The organism is Xenorhabdus thuongxuanensis, assembly GCF_001908095.1.
GTDB classification, from domain to species: domain Bacteria; phylum Pseudomonadota; class Gammaproteobacteria; order Enterobacterales; family Enterobacteriaceae; genus Xenorhabdus; species Xenorhabdus thuongxuanensis.
In genome coordinates, this window is the sequence record NZ_MKGR01000024.1 from 1 (window position 1) to 16,770 (window position 16,770).

Consider the following 16,770-nt stretch of genomic DNA (forward strand, 5'->3'; position numbering starts at 1 on the left):
CTTAATTATGCAATATTTTTCTTTACCTTCATTAAAACCGTCGTCCACAATGCAATGGAAAGAATTATTATTGATGCCATCGCACCCTATTGCACGCAAAGGATTAATCATATTTACATTAATATTTTTGGCTCATTTTTCTGCATACAATTATTTTACCGTTTTCTTTAAACAAACGGCGGGTTTTTTGGAAGGGCAGATTTCTGCTTTATTGTTGTTTTTTGGTATCGCCAGTGTTGTGGGTAATGTGTTAACGGGATATGTTGGTAAATACAATGTGCGTTATAGCTTTGCAATCAGCGCACTTTTATTAGCTATGGCATTTTTAGCTTTGTCGATTTGGGATTTTAATTGGACAACTAGCGCTATATTTGTTTTTTTATGGGGTACTGCTGCCGGCATGGTGCCTGCAACTATTAATATGTGGATGCATATTCATACTCCAGAACTCACAGAAAAAGGTTTAGCGCTTATTACCTTTATGTTTTTGATATTAATTACCATTGGTAGCTTGGTTGGTGGTTATGTCATGGATAATTTTGATGGATATGTGTTGATGATCAGTATGTTGATTGTCGCTTTATTCGCCTTTTTTTTGATATTCACGTTGGCTCGTGGTTTAAAAAATAATGAAAGACGAGCTGTAAAATGAACCTTTTCAATGAACTAAAGCCATTTCTAGGAAATATAATGAATTTCCCAGTGTGCAAACAGACAGGGCTTAGCGCTCCGTATCCTGTCTAAGCATTCATACGCCTGAGCAAAACTACCGTGTACACGCTTGTATTTGCGGATAACCCATTTAGCAAGATGCAGATTGATATGTTTGGCTACACAATACTACTGCTTCCAGTGACAGAGGTGTCTTGTGGCTCAAATCCCAGCTTCGCACTGTCTGACGGATTGCCCTGCCAGCACTACCACTCATCCGTATAGATAAAGCGTTACAGGACATCTTTAAATCGACAATGAAAAAAGTATAATCAGCAGAAGACGATTGATGAGACAGATTTCATAGGATCTCAATATGTTAGTTGATAACCAGGCTCAATTTTTCTAAAGATGTGTGAGATTTTCACGTAGTCGCAGAGATGCTGTAAACACTAGGCATCTCCGCGGAATCACTTACTATCAACTTTCATTAGGGTGTGTTGACGTTTTGTATTCATCATTTACTCGACCCACATGGGTAGCCAGATAATGACAAATGCCAGTGCCAATGTGCTGGCGTAATTTCGTGCCAATTTATCGTACCTTGTTGCGATTGCACGAAAATGTTTGATTCTGGCAAACGCATTTTCGACTAAATGACGATAACGATATAAACCCTTATCAAGCTTTTTACCCGAGTTGCGGTTATTTTTTCGGTAGGGAATAACCGCCGTTGCCCCTTGTTCTTCGATATAATTTCTGAATGCCTGACTATCATACCCCTTGTCAGCGATGACAAAGTCTGAGGGGGGATTGCTCCACCAAACTTTCCCCATGCACAATATCGTGAGTTTGCCCCTCGGATAATTCAAAATGAACAGGCAAACCATAACTGTCTACGGCCAAATGGATTTTAGTCGAGCGTCCTCCCCAGCTTTTCCCTATCGCTTCATTTCCCTTTGAAGCCGCGCCTGAACTGTGCTGATGAGCCTGGACAATACTGCCATCAATGAACAACCATTCAGTATCAGAATCTTTAGCTAATTCATTGAATAATGAATTAAAAATACCTTTGTTTGACCAGGCATTAAAACGCTTAAAGACCGTATTCCATTTCCCATATTCAGCAGGCAGTTCCCGCCAGGGGATCCCGGTTCTCATTCGAAAAAGGATACCTTCCAGAATGAGGTGATGCGTTTTTTTATGATAGACAAGCCGATTGTGTTGCATGGGTTGACCAACATGTTGAGCGCCAGAAAGAGGCTCTGTCTTCATCCGGTATTAAAATTGATAAAGTGTATGTCGAACAGGCCAGTACGAAAAACATCAACCGGCCACAACTTCAGGATTTGCTCAAACAGGTCAGAACCGGTGACACGATCCAATAAATCATTGTTAAAACATCTAGATGAAATGTATACCTATATTGAAAATAACAGCATGATGATCCCGAATTACGGTGAAATGTACCGATATGGTGAACCCATTTCCTCTTCATTTGTTGAATCGACGATCAATGAAGTTATCGCTAAACGTATGGTGAAAAAGCAGCAAATGCAATGGAGCTAACAAGGTGCACATTACTTAGTGCACATTACTTACTCCAGACACGCACAGCAGTACTTAATGATGATTTGAAAACCGAATTTGAGCATTGGTATCAGGGAATAAAATTAGGTGAAGAAACGGAACATTATTGGACAGAGACACTTGCCGCATAAGTGCCCCAGATTTTTTATGCTCTCCAACCTGAAGCCCCGATAAATCAGAGGATTGATGGCGGAGAGCCACTTAACGGTATAAATATTCATGGGTCATTAACAGGTAATAGTCCGGTTGAATTGCCCATTTTACAGACAAGTCACTCAAGTGCATCACACTTTTTTATACTCTCCATCTTTGTTAAAAAGCCAAAGGACTTAATCTGTCAAACCATGATCTTGCTTGCTCCAATTGAAAGGCAAGCTGGAACAGCAAATCTTCACGTCCTGCATCGGCTGCAAATTGTACGCCAATAGGTAAGTTATCTTTGTTCCAGTATAAGGGGACTGACATGGCGGGTTGCCCGCTGGCGTTAAAATACGGCAGAAAGGTCGTAAATTGCAGCGTATCGGAACGATGAGTCACATAGTCCCGATTTGCTGCATAGCGCCCGATTTCAACGGGAGGGGAGGTAAGTGTAGGGGTTAGAAGCACATCATAATTTTGAATGAAAAATCCAAGCTTGCGGCCAATTTGATGTATCAGTGCAACAGCATCCGCATAATCTACGGCTGAATGTTTTTGTGCAAAATCCATTGCGGTGAAAATGGATATTTCAAGAAGGTCAAGATTGGGTGCTGTATTATGCATGGCGCATCCTGTCCGTACGACCTGTGCGATGCCGGCCGCAACAATCAGGCGCATGGCATGGCCAAAGTCCGCATAATTAATATCAGGCAGCTCTGTCGGTATGATATGATGACCCAGTGTTTCACACAGTTTTGCAGCATCTTCAACGGCTGCAAGGCAATCGGTGTGAACGGGTAATCCTGAAGGGGATTTCGTAACCAGACCTATGCGTAATGGCTGAAGTTCTGTCTCATTTAAATCCTGATAGCGACCGGTAAAAATAGGTGCACAATAGGGGGCCCCGATGTCCCTACCATGTGTCGCATCCAGAACAGCCGCACTGTCACGTACTGACCTCGAAATGACGTGTTCCACGCCAAGACCGCCCCAGCCTTCGCCTACAATCGGTCCTGTTGGATTGCGCATACGGGTTGGCTTAAGACCGAAGAGACCACAGCATGAGGCAGGAATTCGGATAGAGCCGCCACCATCGGAAGCATGGGCGACTGGCAAAATACCGGCAGCGACCGCTGCTGCTGCCCCGCCTGAAGAGCCGCCTGAAGAAAGTTCGGTATTCCAAGGGTTGCGCGTTGGTGCACCATAAACAAGTGCTTCAGTCGTGCAGTTCGCACCAAATTCAGGTGTCGTAGATCGCCCGAAAAAATTAAACCCCGCCTTGCGAAGACGCAAGGCCAATTCATTATCCTGATTGCTTTTATAGCCTTTAAAAAGGCGTGATCCATTGGTGAGGGTAAATCCTTCAGCTGTCATACCCATGTCTTTCAGCAACATTGGAACGCCAAGGAACTGACCTTTGAATGTTTCCTTGTTCGATTGCAGGGTTTGGTGCATTTGCCTTGCTTGATCGCGCGCCAAATCAAGTTCAGGCCAACACACGGCATTGATCGTAGGTTGAACCCGCTCCATCTGGGTAATGGCTGCATCCAATAGTTCTTCCGGTGTTATTTTGCTCTCTCGTACAAGCTCTCCAAGACTCAAACCATCATGCTGAATATAGTCTTCATGTTTCATGAAAGCCTCCTTATTATGCTTCGCTAATTAGTGTAATTGCTTTCTGAAAATGACACTTCCAAAGAGGTAATGTCCAATTCGTCGATATCACAATCTACGTTAAGGCATTGCATCAATGCTTTGAGCAACCAGGGGGAAACACCCTGACCGTTTCCCATAAACAGAGCCACCAGAGGTTTTGATACCCATTATCTCGAAAAGTTAACTGGGATAAACTGTTTTTGTTCACCTACTCAAAGATTGACGGTTATCGCAGCTACCCGACCATCACCCAGTTTAGAGATTATGATCTCAGAATCGTCACTTTTGGGGAGGTTTCGGTAAAACCTAAATATACCTCAGTTCGCTTTATGCCGAATTAATTGCCATAGCAGCCTGCCTGGAATGGCACCGCGCTACCCCGAAAAAATTACCGCCGCCTCCTCATGCGAACGCTTTGTTAATGCGATAAAACCATAATAAATATATTTTAAATCAATAAAATAAATGTAAAAGCAGAGCGGATAAATAAAGTCCGACACCAAAAATGGTATGTGTCATTAAACTTCTCACCCTCGCCGTATTCGGTGCCGGAGTTTTCGATGCCGCCACGCCGAACCCCATGCCCGGTTGCATAATGAAAAAAGGGGCAACAACAGTTACAATTCCCATTAACAAGGCGGGAAGAAATGTCGGATTATTGACCCAATCTGGGTCTGAGATGAAGAGAAAAAGCCCGGCAAAGAGAATACCAATCAGGTAGTGAGCAAACCAACCAAACGCGGTTTCACCTTTCACGGGAGGGGCTTGCATAATACTTTGATGACAAAACTGCCCTTGCGGAATATGCCCCAGCCAGCGGCCGACCATCGCGTAATTCAGCGATGGGATGCCAAAACAGCGTTTAAGGAAAAGCGCCCAAATATCCATAACGACTGTCGCACCCGCTCCAATCAATACTGAACGAACAATAAACTCCAATCCTTCATCCATTTGTTGATATCCTCTAAGTTTAACTTTGTACGTCGTCTTTCAGGTTGCCGTTTTGTTGGCTGTGCAGCAGCCTGAAATCCATAGGGTATATATCAACCCAACCTCAAGATGCGCGTTATCTCTCCCTCGCCTTACAGGCGGTATCTTGAAGGCGAGAAGTATATTTTCTCGAACTGCCTTAAAAATTTTGGTATTATTATACTAAATAAATCTATTGAATGTAATGGTATTGGAAAACAGATGTCAATGTTTGATAAACAAATTCTTGCGGAAATCGCAGAAATTGCCAAAGTACTGGGAAATACCCACCGTCTGACATTGCTTGAGTGTTTGTCCGGTTCGGAACAATCCGTAGAGTGCCTGTCTGAGCTTTCGGGTCTGTCCATCGCAAATACCTCCCAACACCTACAGCATTTAAAACGCTCAGGCATCCTGCAATCTCGTAAGGTCGGTAAGCATGTTTTTTATCGCTTAGGAAATGGTCCTGTCATGGATATCATTACCGCAATCCAGAAATATGCGGAATTTAATCGGGCTGAAATGCGAAGATTAATTGATGATATGAACAATCAGGAAGCGATCTCATGGGATGAGTTGTTAGACAGGATCAAGGAAAAGAGTACAACCTTACTAGACGTAAGGCCAAAAGAGGAGTTCGATCAGGGGCATTTGCCAAATGCCATCAATATTCCGGTTGATGAACTGGAAAGTCGGTTAGATGAACTCTCTTCCATCTCAAATCTTATCGCTTATTGTCGGGGATCCTACTGTGTGCTTTCTGCCAATGCCCTTGAATTAATGCGCGCCAAAGGTATCAATGCCCGCCGTTTTAAACGAGGTTTTTCAGGCTGGAAAGAGGCCGGAATGAATATTGAAGTCGACTCTTAACCTACTATCTTTCAAGGTCATTAATATCTCCCCGCAAAGCGGGGAGATATTGAATACATCCTGTGGGACACTTTGTTCAGTCGGCGATAGAATGGGCAGCTAAGCATACCTATCCGGAATCTCATCATAAAAGCCTATGTCGTTAAAGTAGCCCTTCTGGGAATTGTAGCGGTCAAGAACTTTCGGACACATTTCTAACCTCTTCCCACTGTCTTTTGTATTTAGCGGAAAAAATTTCTCCATTAAAGTGATGGGGACGGATGTCGTTGTAATACAATACCCGCCCAAATAATGGGTGATATCCCTCATTGCCTCATGGATGTCCAAATAGCCTTCTGGCGGGATCCATTCATTTTTCAAACTCCGGAAACCCGTTCCATCGAGGAATTACCATAGCTGTCACCTCTGCAACTCATGCTTTGGATAATTTTATTTTGCCTGAGTAAGCAGAAAAACCTTTTACCCCTGTATTGGCTTCCTTGATCTGAATGAAAAACCAGTCGTTCTTCAATACGACGCGTTTCCAGTACATTATTTAATACCCGGTAGACCAGCTCAGCATCAGGCGAAAAAATAATGGCCACTCCCACCACCTGGAGGGAAAATCTACAACCCGTTGTTGATGGAGAACGACCTGTTGAACCGCTTTCAGCTTAAATTCAGCGAAATATTAGCGTTTGGTGGGTTTTCAATTTCATCGTCACACCTCATTTGTCATGTTAATAACATTAGCAGGCTTTTGAGATGTCCGAGATCCTTATACCACTACACGTTTGCGTAACCCGTTCTCCATGAGCTGTTGATGTCAGAGAGGAATAAATTTTTGGCAAAAGTCATTGACGCAGCAGTAAAGTTCTTCTAATAACCTATTCAGAATCTTTTTAAACCTGAATAGGTTATTAGATCCTGTCTATGATGATTTATCAATTTCATACTATTATTTGATGCCATGCAGTGGTAACGGTTCATATAGAATGACAGGGCAAGATCTCATATCTTTAATATGATTATTATGAGCGAAAATAGTACTCTTTGCGTTCAATAAACATATAGTCAAGATATAGAAATCTATCAATAAAAGCGTATTGAATGTAAAAAATTATCAACATCTGACAAATGATTGATTTTTGCTCAAAGCAGAATCCCGCACTGTATTGAATGATGCAGGCTAAAAAGATAGCGTAACCAGATAGTTAACAATATATCGCAATTGAATTTTTTCATGCTAATGAATTCGCAAAATAAAATTATTGGTAAAAAATATTTTTCAACTCTATTTATAAAATTTGAATAAGGAAAATAAATAATGTTATTTGAACTGACGGTAGCTTATCGCAAATCGGCAGCACTATTTGCCTTTGTAGAGAGCAAAGCACCTTTATACTTAAATAACCAAGCAGGGAGAACGGTGAAAGAACTTTCTCAATTATGCAATATTCCACGAGATAAAATCGAACGGTTATGTAACTATATGCAATCCCTTAAGGTGTTAGAAAAAAAAGAGGATAAGTTTTACCTTACTGAGCCATGTTTATCACTCAGTAATCCAAACAGCTTTAAAACAACGCATATAAAATTCGAGCTAAACCCAGCAATCTGGAACGCCTGGTCACAATACAGCGCATCCTTAACTGAAACGAACAATAAATCTGCCTTTGAACTTTATCATAATGAACCCCTTTATGATTATTTCAGTCACGAGGAAAATCATTCCCACAAAACGGACTTTGATAATTTGATGGCAAAAATGTCTGAGGTATTGAGTAAGCATATTATTAACTTCATCTCTTTAAATGGGATTTCTTCAATCATTGACATAGGCGGAGGGTTAGGCTCTTTGGCAAAAAGTATAAAAATGCACAACCCTGATATTCAATGCCATGTCATGGATCAATATGATTTCACCCGAAATGAGTCAGAAGGAATTACATTTATCAATGGAGATTTCTTTTCCACTATTCCATCCGGATATGACGCCTATTGTTTAAAAAACGTCTTGCATAATTGGCCAGATAATCGGGCGATTAATATTCTGAAAAATTGCCATGAGGCAATGAGTGAAAACTCTGTTTTATATGTTATTGAGATGGTTAAAGAACCTAATATTTCAGATGCTGCATCATTTGATTTATATATGGATATTATGCTGTCAGGTAAAGCACGATATCAGTCAGAATTTCAATCGATCGCAGAACAAGCTGGCCTGACGATCATCAATATACAAGACTTGGAACTTTCCCTAACAGGTAGTAGGGAGTGTATTATTGAAATGAAGAAACAGCCCAGATTATAAATAAGTTCAAGGTACATGAATATCTCCCCGCTCTGCGGGGAGATATTCATCTCTCAGGTGCAACATATTATATTGGAAGCAGGTTAATGTGTTGAATCCATTATGTCATCTGCTTTATTCAGTTGCTGTTTTCTCGGTGTTACCGCCGCTGCCGTGTGATTTCTGGCCAAAAATACGTATACCGTCGGCAACACAAACAAGGTGAAAAACGTCCCCACCAACATTCCGGTGACGATCACAAGCCCAATACCAAAACGACTGTTAGCACCGGCACCACTTGCAAACAGTAATGGGATCAAACCAATCACCATAGCTGCCGTTGTCATCAATACTGGACGAAGGCGAATTCGTGCCGCCTGTATGATGGCAGAACGTTTATCCAAACCCTCACTTTCCTGCAATTTATTAGCAAATTCCACCATCAGGATACCGTGTTTACTGATAAGCCCAATTAATGTCACCAGCCCTATCTGGGTATAAATATTCAGGGTGATATAACCCATCGCCAGCGGTATCAGGGCACCACAAATTGAAAGCGGTACGGTGATAAGGATAATCAACGGATCAACCAGACTTTCATATTGCGCCGCCAACACCAGATAAATAATCACCAATGCGGCCAGAAACGTCAGAGCCAATGCGTGCCCTTCCTGCTTATATTGGCGGGCGTCTGATTGCCAGTCATGGCTATAACCTGCCGGCAGATTATCCGCAACACCCTCAAGAAAATCCACCGCTTGCCCTAATGTAATCCCAGGGGCGGGAATGGCCTGAAAAGTAGCCGCATTCTGTTGGTTAAATTGGGTCAGTTTGTTGGGTTCGACTCTTGTCGAGACGGAAACAATGGTGGAAAGCGGGATCATTTTTTGATCTTCCGTCCTGACATAATGGTGAGACAACGCTTCCGGCGTTAATCGCTGACGACTGATGCTTTGCGGAATAACATCATAAGAGCGACCTTGCATACTAAACCGGTTGATGTAGTTTTCCCCAACCAGCACCGCGAGAGATTCACCAATATCCTGCATTCTTACCCCCAGACTATTGGCTTTGGCACGATCAATCTGCACTTGTACCACAGGATTGTTGTAATCCAGATCGCTATCCACAACAATAAACAGCCCACTTTCACGCGCACGTTGTTTAATCTCTTCCATCGTCCGGTATAGCCCAGGGTAGTCTTCGACACTGCGGAGTACCATCTGAATCGGCAAGCCTCCCGTAGAACCTGGTAATGGGGGGAGCTGGATGATAAAGATACTGCTTCCCTCAACATCATTGACCTCCCTTTGCAATTGCGCCTGAATGTCTGCCGCTGAGCGCTTACGTTCATTCCATGCCGATAAATTCACCCCACCAAAACTGGCCGAAGGCCCATCAGTACCATTGACAACCCATGTTCCGACCGCCTCAGGGATTTCGCGGAAGATGCCATCCAGTTTATGAGCAAAACGTTCTGCATAATCTAAATTGGCATATTGCGGCGATTTGATGGCGGCCAGCACCACGGCTTGGTCTTCCGAGGGAGCCAACTCCTGCCGGGCGTGTTGATACAGCAAAGGCAAACTGATCATAACCAGTAAGACAAACCCGCCCATGACCCAACGGTAGCGCAATGAAACATTGAGTACGAGAGAATAATAATGCGTCAACTTTTCGAAAAAAAACTCAGCTGAACGGGCAATTCGCCCTTCATTCTGTTGGGACTGGAGTAAAAAAGAGCTCATCACAGGGGATAACGTCAACGCCACTACGCCGGATACGATAACGGCACCGGCTAATGTCAGCGCAAACTCTTTAAACAGCGCCCCCGTCAACCCTGACATTAAGCCAATCGGCGCATAAACAGCAGCTAGTGTAATCGTCATCGCAATAACCGGCGCTGCCACTTCTCTTGCACCGATTAACGAGGCAATAACCGGCGATTTCCCTTCTTCAATATGGCGATGAATGTTTTCAACAACGACAATGGCATCATCCACCACTAGCCCGACAGTTAACACCATTGCCAATAGCGTCAATAAATTAATGCTAAAACCAAAGGCCAGCATGAGTCCTGCCGCGCCCAACATCGATAAAGGAATGGCGACAATCGGGATCAGTACGCTACGCAATGAGCCTAAACAGAAGAAAACCACGGCAATAACGATGATTATCGCTTCCAACAAGGTATGTGCGACCTCATTAATTGAAGCATTAATAAAACGAGCAGTATCAAATGCCAGCCCCATTTCCACACCAGGTGGAAGAGTCTTCCGGATATCGGGAAACAGCTTGTTGATGCCATCAACAATCACCAGCGGGTTTCCAGTTGGGGTGGAAAATAGCGCCAGATACACCGCCATTTTATCATTGTACATACCGCTGCTGTCTGTTGTGGCAGAACCTAACTCCACAGTGGCAACGTCTTTTAGACGGACTAATGAATTGCCGTCATTGCGAATAACGAGATCACGAAAATCCTCAATACTGGTTAGATCGGTATTCACATGGATATTCGAAACAACATACTCCCCTTTGATTTTTCCCGGTGCCGCCTGATAGTTATTCTGCCTTACGGCGGCGGCAACATCGGTGGCCGTCAATCCACGCCCTGCCAGTTTGTTCACATCCAGCCACAGGCGCATGGAGAGTTTTTGCCCGCCAAAAATTTCGATTTTTGAAACGCCCTCAATCGATGAATACATGGGTTCAACCACGCGGGAGAGGTAATCGGTCAGCGCCGATGCCGACAGCGTATCACTGGAAAATCCGACATAAGCCACGGCCGTGGATTCTCCCGATGACAGTTCAATAACCGGGTCATAAGCCTCTTTCGGTAGCTTGTACCTGACCTGATTGACCTTGGCCATCACTTGCGCCAAAGCTTGGGTTGAATCGCGGTTCAATTCCATACGAACAGTGACAACACTTCTGCCCTGTACCGAAGACGAAGAGAGATAATCCACCCCTTCGACACCAGAGACGACTTGTGCAATCGGTTGAGTGACAAACCCTTGCATTAGATCGGCGGATGCCCCCGGATAGGTCGTTGTAATGGTGATGGTTGAGCTTTCTAGTTGCGGATACTGTCGGATGTTAAGTTTGCTCAGGGCAAACACGCCCAGTAACAGAATCAATGTGCTCACCACCAATGCGAGTACCGGACGGCGAACGAAAAGATCGGTAAAAGTCATTTTTTCGCCTCCATCAAGAATCCGTAGCCGCTGATTCCGCTGTCTTCAGCGTATCGACGGCAATGGCAACAACTGCTGTTCCATCCGTTAATTTCATTTGTCCTGATGTGACGACCTGCTGCCCCCGGGACAACCCTTTTTTGATTTCAACCAAGCCATCCCAACGCTGCCCAACGTCAACCGAAACCCGTTTTACGGTTATTCCCTGCGGAGTGGCCGGCTTGCTTGCCTGATTTTCCCCCTGTTCCGTCGGTTGAGTGACAAAAACGGTGTCACCATAGGCGGTATAGGTGACGGCAGTTTCCGGGATGACCAGTGCTGGCTGATTATTCTGGCGCATAACCTGAATGCTGGCATACATGCCGGCTTTCAGTTTTCCATCGGCATTATTCAGGCGTGCCTGTACCTGTACCGTACGGGAATTACCAATCAACGGATCTATCGCATTAACGGTAGCCGGAAAATTTTGGTTCGGATACGCATCAACCTGTATGTTGACAGACTGCCCGACATGCAATTCTGGGCTTGTCTGTTCATTCAGAGAAAAATTAAGTTTCAGGTTTTTGGCATCTACCAGATTGGCAATCGCATCGCCGGCGTTCAGGTATTGCCCCTCATGTATCTGTCTTATTCCCATCACACCTGAAAAAGGTGCCCGGATAACTTTCTGGGCAATAACGGCTTCTTTCTGACGAATAGAAGCCAGTGCCATGTCGCGTTGTGCCAGTGTATTGTCCAGTTCAGAGGCTGCAACCATTTTGCTGGCAAATAATTTTTGGGTACGTTGATATAACCGCTCTGTATTTCTCCATTGTGCCTGTAGGCGGGCAAGATCTGCCCGTTCAACCGCATCGTTGATTTGCACCAATAATTGCCCTTTTTCTACATATTGACCTGATTCAAATTCAATTTTAACGACCCTGCCACTGGTTTCTGCCGCCAGATGGACTTGCCGCTCGGCTTCAAATTCTCCGACGCCATATAATGCTTTCTCTACAATGGTTTCTTTTACTTCTGCCAGAGCCACTTTTACCGGAGGGTAGTCGATATTCCCTGAATTATTCCGGGCAGAACTCTGCAGGACATAAACGAAGAACCCGATTAGCGCCAATAAAACCATTCCCAGACCAACAACGATTGCCTTATTCATCATATCTCTCAATTCTTAGTCATGTACCAATTCAACTTCGAGATGCGCGTTATTACTCCCCCGCTTCGCGGGGAGTGATAACGCCTCGCGTCGTCTTACACGCTGAATCTTGAAAAGCGGTGGGTATACACATGGCAATAACGACCTCAAATCACCCAACCCTTAACAATAAATTATTATATTGAATATAGGATTAAGTCAATGGCCTTTTACCCTGCCATTAACAGCAAATAAAATAGTTTCATAAATTAACTATAAAATTAACAATCTATTCTATTAGAGCTATATCTATAAGTTACTATTCTTTGTTTTGCAGCTTTTTATGCACCTCTTGTCAAAAAAAAGCATTGACATTGAATTGAATTCAATTAATAACTTAATATTTATAATAAATTAGCGTCACAACTCAACTTCATTGATAAATATTTCATAAAGGTAATTAATATGATAAAAATGAAATATAACGTTTTATTAACGGGTGCAACTGGTTTTATTGGTGTACATCTTTTGGATGTTTTTTTGCAGAAAAAAGAAATAGAGAAAATTTATTTATTATGCAGAACCGTTGATGATGAAAACAAATTATTTCGTGTAGAAGAAGCCTATGAAAAATTTGCTATAGAAGGTGTTCATCACCTAAAATCTGCAAAAAACATTAAGGTTATTGAAGGTGATATTTCTTTACCTCAGTGTGGAATTAACCATTCAGATTTTCAAGAATTGTGCAATGAAGTCGATGTTATTTATCACATAGCCGCACGAGTGAATCACGTACGTCCCTATGACGTACTGAAAGCACCTAATGTTGATAGTGTCAATGACATGATTAATATGGCTAACACAGGTAAAAAGAAAGTGATAAATTATGCCTCTACGCTTTCAGCCGCCTCTAAAACGGATGAATACGGGAATATTGTAGAGGATTTTCCCGGAGACACTATGCTTAATTCTGAAATGGGATATTTAATTTCTAAATGGGAAGCTGAACGCCTGTTGGAAAATTTCGTAAAAAAAGGGGGTAAAGCGAATATATTTCGTTTAGGTTATATTTCAGGGCACAGTAAAACGGGAGAGGCTCCCTTTGCTGATAATCAATTTATGCTTTTCATGAAGAGCTGTATTCAATTAGGTTATGCTCCCATTTTTCCGGGTCTTATGAATTTTACCCCTATTGACTATACCGTATCCATCATAGCGCTAACTAAATATACCATTGAAACCGGAAATGTCCTTAATTTATTTAATTACGAAGGCCTGATAAATTGGAGAGATATTATTTCTTGGTTAAATATTCGAGGGTTTAATATAGAATTAATGGAATATTATCAATGGCAACAAAAATTAATCGCCAGCGGTGAAAATAATGCTCTTTACCGTTTTTTGCCACTCTATGGAGCAGAAGATTCCTATGATAAATTATTAATTCTCTGGCAAGAAATAGATAAATTCCACTATAAAAAAACAAAAGAAGCGACGGGAATGATTGATATGACATTGCCAAAATTACGTTATGATTTACTTGATACCTATTTGGCTTATTTGCAAAAAAAAGATTTTTTACCGATGCCAATTTAACTTCACGAAGCGTGTTATCTCTCCCTGCTTCGCGGAGAGAGATAAGTCTCCTCCTCGTATTATTGATGGCAACTTGCAAAGATGACAGCTAGCTTGCAAAATTACCCTAAGTCTAAATTAGCAATACAATACATATTATTGGGTATATTCATTTTAAAATTACCTTTGTGCATATAAACGACATGAAATTGTTCAAATATCCCTCTTTTCCTTAAAAAAGAAAAAAACGACTCATGTACATATTCAGGTAAGAAAATGGAGATTTTTGTGTTTTCCGGCAAGCTTGAAGTTAAGGTGTTAAATAACTCCTCCGCATCAGATGGCGTTCTTGCGACTAATGGACCAATACGGAAACCATCGGGCAAAGGCCGGATCACACCATAACCAAAAATGTCTCCATTAACCATTTTTAAATATGAGATATGCCCAGAGGAAAATAACCAACTATTTAGAAATTTTTGCCGTAATGTCGGAAAAAACAGACTATCATATTTTATGATACTGTCAATATTATGGGGTTTAATGATAGATATTTCTTTTATATTTTCTGATTCTATCTTTTTTAATTTCCCCGTGTAGTGAATGATATTATAAATAGGATTCAACCCTGACTTTTTATAATTAGAGACCATGTAAGGCATTGCATTTGAACCTATATCCCGATTACCTGCGTGGGATCTCGCGACTTTACATACCGCTTTTCCATATCCTTTTCCCCTAAAATCATTATCAACTAAATAGTTCCCCCATATCGCATACTGTTTTGAGTGATTGATGAGAGAAACAGCTGCAACAGCCTGATCACCAATCCACCCAATGAAAAGTCCGTCATTATCCACTGAATACATACAATCTGCGTCATGGTAACCAATATTCCAACCTTCTTTATTTCCCCATTGAACGACACACTCCCAATCCTGACGTGTGGCTTTTTTAACTGTAAAATCATTTAGTTTATTTATAAAGATTGTTTTTTTTTCTGAAGAGTTCATTATTTAGTATTTCCTTGCTAACTATTTTTAATTATAACTTAATGGCTTAAATAATTATTAATAAAAGCTAAAAGTTCAGTGTGATTTATTTTTCCCGCTGCCGTTTTAGGTAATTTATCTATGGTAATAAAATGTTTCGGTATTTCATAAGGCAATAATTCTTTATGGCACAGGCTAACTAATTCATTGACTTTTGAATATTGATTTGAATTTGTTTCGATAACGGCGACAGGGATAGTATTAAGCCTAACATCGGGAACGCCTGCTACTGCGGCCTCGTTAACCCAAGGGTGAGTTTCCAATAAATTCTTTATTTTCTCAGGCTGGATTTTAAATCCACCTCGTATAATCATGTTATCGGCTCGCCCTAATATCCAGAGAAATCCATCCTCATCAATATTCGCTAAATCACTGGTACGGCTCCATCGGCACTTATTCTCTGATATCCTTCCTTCAGAGCAAACTTCTAAGAAACCGGCTTGTCCAATGGGAAGTTCGTGACCAAATTCGTTGGTAATTCGAAGCTTGATACCGGGATATGCTTTACCTGCACTACCTGATTTTAAAGTCCACCATTCCCTATGTAATTCGTAATTCCAGCCTGCAACAGCACCTGCAAATTCAGTTGCGCCATAAGACATTAACACTCGTATTCCATAAAGAGCCAGAATTTGATCAATTAATTTGGTGGGACAATAGGTCGAGCCAGAGGTAATTATCTTTAATGAATTAATTTTAGCCGGATCAATATTGGCACCTTGTAAATCATGCAAAGCGGCAGGTACAAGAAATGTTGCTCGTATTTTGTGGCGTTCGATGGCTTCAACCCAAGGTTCTAACACAAATTTTGGCATTAATACTATTTTTCTTCCGGTATACAGAGCGCTTAATACTCCCCATAGACCAGAGATGTGAAAAATTGGCATTGACACCAATGAGACTGAATCAATTAATAATTGATTATTACTGGGTATTTGCCCGCTTGCTATAAGAGAATTTTCTATTTTTTGATAGCTTAATTTTATTTGTTTTGGTATTCCAGTTGTGCCTGACGTTAACATTTCAATGGCAATATCAGAAACAGTTATATCACTTGTATGTAATTGCCTCCCAATAGAATAAATTTCTCCGCTATGATTTAATTCAAAAATCACGGTATTCATCATTATTTCATTCAGTAAACTTTTATCTTGAAATAATGTCGTTCCGCCTATAATCACCCTGACATTTAATCTCTTGACATCTTCCAATAATTTCTGTAAGGGTTTTAAAGGGTTTAATACAACTATTGTTTGTTTGCTCTCCAAGAATTTCAAAAGAATCGCAATATGTTCAGGACGATTTTCCAAAATAACGCCAACTCTTTCAAATTTTGTCACTCTTGTTTTTTGTAATAACTCATCAAGCCTATTTGCAATGGCACGTATTTTTTCCCATGTCCACCAGGATTGAAAATATTCAATTGCATTAGCATCATCCGGTGTTTCATAGAGTAATCGCTTAAAATGTTCACGAATTCCCATAAATGCTCCTTACATTTATTAATAGTTTTTTTGGATTCGCTTAATAAGTACAATTTCTAAGAAAGGTGGGCGCACTACTGGCAATGACCTCTCTTATTTCGATTCTGCTTGGTTAATATGCAAATAAAGGAAAATATTAGTGATATCCGTTGTCTAACCCCATGACAAACCTTATTGAAAATCATGG

Annotated in this window: 13 protein-coding genes and 1 pseudogene; 6 read left to right on the forward strand and 8 right to left on the reverse strand. The window is 41.6% G+C overall.

The window, feature by feature from the left end; translation table 11 throughout:
• The coding region (locus tag Xentx_RS14160; RefSeq protein ID WP_139292499.1) for an MFS transporter at positions 1-652 on the forward strand (652 nt) is incomplete at its 5' end.
• A gap of 520 nt (positions 653-1,172) precedes the next feature.
• On the opposite strand, the gene Xentx_RS14165 is transcribed toward Xentx_RS14160, so the two are convergent.
• A protein-coding gene (locus Xentx_RS14165; RefSeq protein WP_208607589.1) for an IS5 family transposase occupies positions 1,173-1,926 on the reverse strand; the annotation gives its coding sequence in 2 pieces (ribosomal slippage) (positions 1,173-1,464 and positions 1,463-1,926; 756 coding nt in all).
• A 20-nt stretch (positions 1,927-1,946) separates the two neighbouring features.
• Here Xentx_RS14165 and Xentx_RS20165 point away from each other — a divergent pair.
• Together Xentx_RS20165 and Xentx_RS18395 are read left to right on the forward strand one after the other, a co-directional pair.
• Complete coding sequence (locus Xentx_RS20165; RefSeq protein WP_415843376.1) at positions 1,947-2,039, forward strand: recombinase family protein; 93 nt, start codon at positions 1,947-1,949, stop codon at positions 2,037-2,039.
• Positions 2,032-2,372: pseudogene (locus Xentx_RS18395) on the forward strand (ISKra4 family transposase); the annotation flags it as partial. The gene Xentx_RS20165 and the pseudogene Xentx_RS18395, both read left to right, overlap by 8 nt.
• 181 nt (positions 2,373-2,553) lie before the next feature.
• Here the strand turns inward: Xentx_RS18395 and Xentx_RS14180 are convergent.
• Entirely contained in the window at positions 2,554-4,014 is a 1,461-nt protein-coding gene (locus Xentx_RS14180; protein WP_074020899.1) for an amidase, read from the reverse strand.
• 474 nt (positions 4,015-4,488) lie between these two features.
• Positions 4,489-4,986: a DUF2938 domain-containing protein gene (locus Xentx_RS14185; RefSeq protein WP_074020900.1), complete on the reverse strand. Its 498-nt coding sequence runs from the start codon at positions 4,984-4,986 to the stop codon at positions 4,489-4,491.
• A gap of 240 nt (positions 4,987-5,226) precedes the next feature.
• Here Xentx_RS14185 and Xentx_RS14190 point away from each other — a divergent pair, with 240 nt between their 5' ends.
• Positions 5,227-5,874, forward strand: a complete 648-nt coding sequence (locus Xentx_RS14190) for an ArsR/SmtB family transcription factor (RefSeq protein WP_074020901.1) — start codon at positions 5,227-5,229, stop codon at positions 5,872-5,874.
• A 356-nt stretch (positions 5,875-6,230) separates the two neighbouring features.
• Here Xentx_RS14190 and Xentx_RS20170 read toward each other — a convergent pair whose 3' ends face one another.
• Positions 6,231-6,467 (reverse strand): DDE-type integrase/transposase/recombinase, encoded by a 237-nt coding sequence (locus tag Xentx_RS20170; RefSeq protein WP_074020904.1) that lies wholly within the window; start codon positions 6,465-6,467, stop codon positions 6,231-6,233.
• Between the two features lie 713 nt (positions 6,468-7,180).
• Between Xentx_RS20170 and Xentx_RS14205 the strand changes: the two genes are divergently transcribed.
• Positions 7,181-8,167 carry a methyltransferase gene (locus tag Xentx_RS14205; protein ID WP_074020905.1) on the forward strand — a complete coding sequence of 329 codons (987 nt, stop codon included), beginning with the start codon at positions 7,181-7,183 and terminating at the stop codon, positions 8,165-8,167.
• Positions 8,168-8,250: 83 nt separating this feature from the next.
• Here the strand turns inward: Xentx_RS14205 and Xentx_RS14210 are convergent, their stop codons facing one another.
• Entirely contained in the window at positions 8,251-11,343 is a 3,093-nt protein-coding gene (locus Xentx_RS14210; protein WP_074020907.1) for a MexW/MexI family multidrug efflux RND transporter permease subunit, read from the reverse strand.
• 13 nt (positions 11,344-11,356) lie between these two features.
• Entirely contained in the window at positions 11,357-12,493 is a 1,137-nt protein-coding gene (locus Xentx_RS14215) for an efflux RND transporter periplasmic adaptor subunit (RefSeq protein WP_074020908.1), read from the reverse strand.
• A 444-nt stretch (positions 12,494-12,937) separates the two neighbouring features.
• Between Xentx_RS14215 and Xentx_RS14220 the strand changes: the two genes are divergently transcribed.
• Complete coding sequence (locus Xentx_RS14220; RefSeq protein ID WP_244149869.1) at positions 12,938-14,068, forward strand: thioester reductase domain-containing protein; 1,131 nt, start codon at positions 12,938-12,940, stop codon at positions 14,066-14,068.
• Positions 14,069-14,169: 101 nt separating this feature from the next.
• Here the strand turns inward: Xentx_RS14220 and Xentx_RS14225 are convergent, their stop codons facing one another.
• Positions 14,170-15,060, reverse strand: a complete 891-nt coding sequence (locus Xentx_RS14225; protein WP_074020909.1) for a GNAT family N-acetyltransferase — start codon at positions 15,058-15,060, stop codon at positions 14,170-14,172.
• 38 nt (positions 15,061-15,098) lie between these two features.
• Positions 15,099-16,583, reverse strand: coding sequence for a class I adenylate-forming enzyme family protein (locus tag Xentx_RS14230; RefSeq protein WP_074020911.1), 1,485 nt, complete (start codon positions 16,581-16,583; stop codon positions 15,099-15,101).
• Between the last annotated feature and the right edge of the window lie 187 nt (positions 16,584-16,770).

Bases quoted from the DNA above. Each gene is read 5' to 3' on its own strand.
- Xentx_RS14180 (WP_074020899.1), bottom strand. From the start codon at position 4,014: ATGAAACATGAAGACTATATTCAGCATGATGGTTTGAGTCTTGGAGAG.
- Xentx_RS14185 (WP_074020900.1), bottom strand. From the start codon at position 4,986: ATGGATGAAGGATTGGAGTTTATTGTTCGTTCAGTATTGATTGGAGCG.
- Xentx_RS14190 (WP_074020901.1), top strand. From the start codon at position 5,227: ATGTCAATGTTTGATAAACAAATTCTTGCGGAAATCGCAGAAATTGCC.
- Xentx_RS14205 (WP_074020905.1), top strand. From the start codon at position 7,181: ATGTTATTTGAACTGACGGTAGCTTATCGCAAATCGGCAGCACTATTT.
- Xentx_RS14210 (WP_074020907.1), bottom strand. From the start codon at position 11,343: ATGACTTTTACCGATCTTTTCGTTCGCCGTCCGGTACTCGCATTGGTG.
- Xentx_RS14215 (WP_074020908.1), bottom strand. From the start codon at position 12,493: ATGAATAAGGCAATCGTTGTTGGTCTGGGAATGGTTTTATTGGCGCTA.
- Xentx_RS14220 (WP_244149869.1), top strand. From the start codon at position 12,938: ATGATAAAAATGAAATATAACGTTTTATTAACGGGTGCAACTGGTTTT.
- Xentx_RS14225 (WP_074020909.1), bottom strand. From the start codon at position 15,060: ATGAACTCTTCAGAAAAAAAAACAATCTTTATAAATAAACTAAATGAT.
- Xentx_RS14230 (WP_074020911.1), bottom strand. From the start codon at position 16,583: ATGGGAATTCGTGAACATTTTAAGCGATTACTCTATGAAACACCGGAT.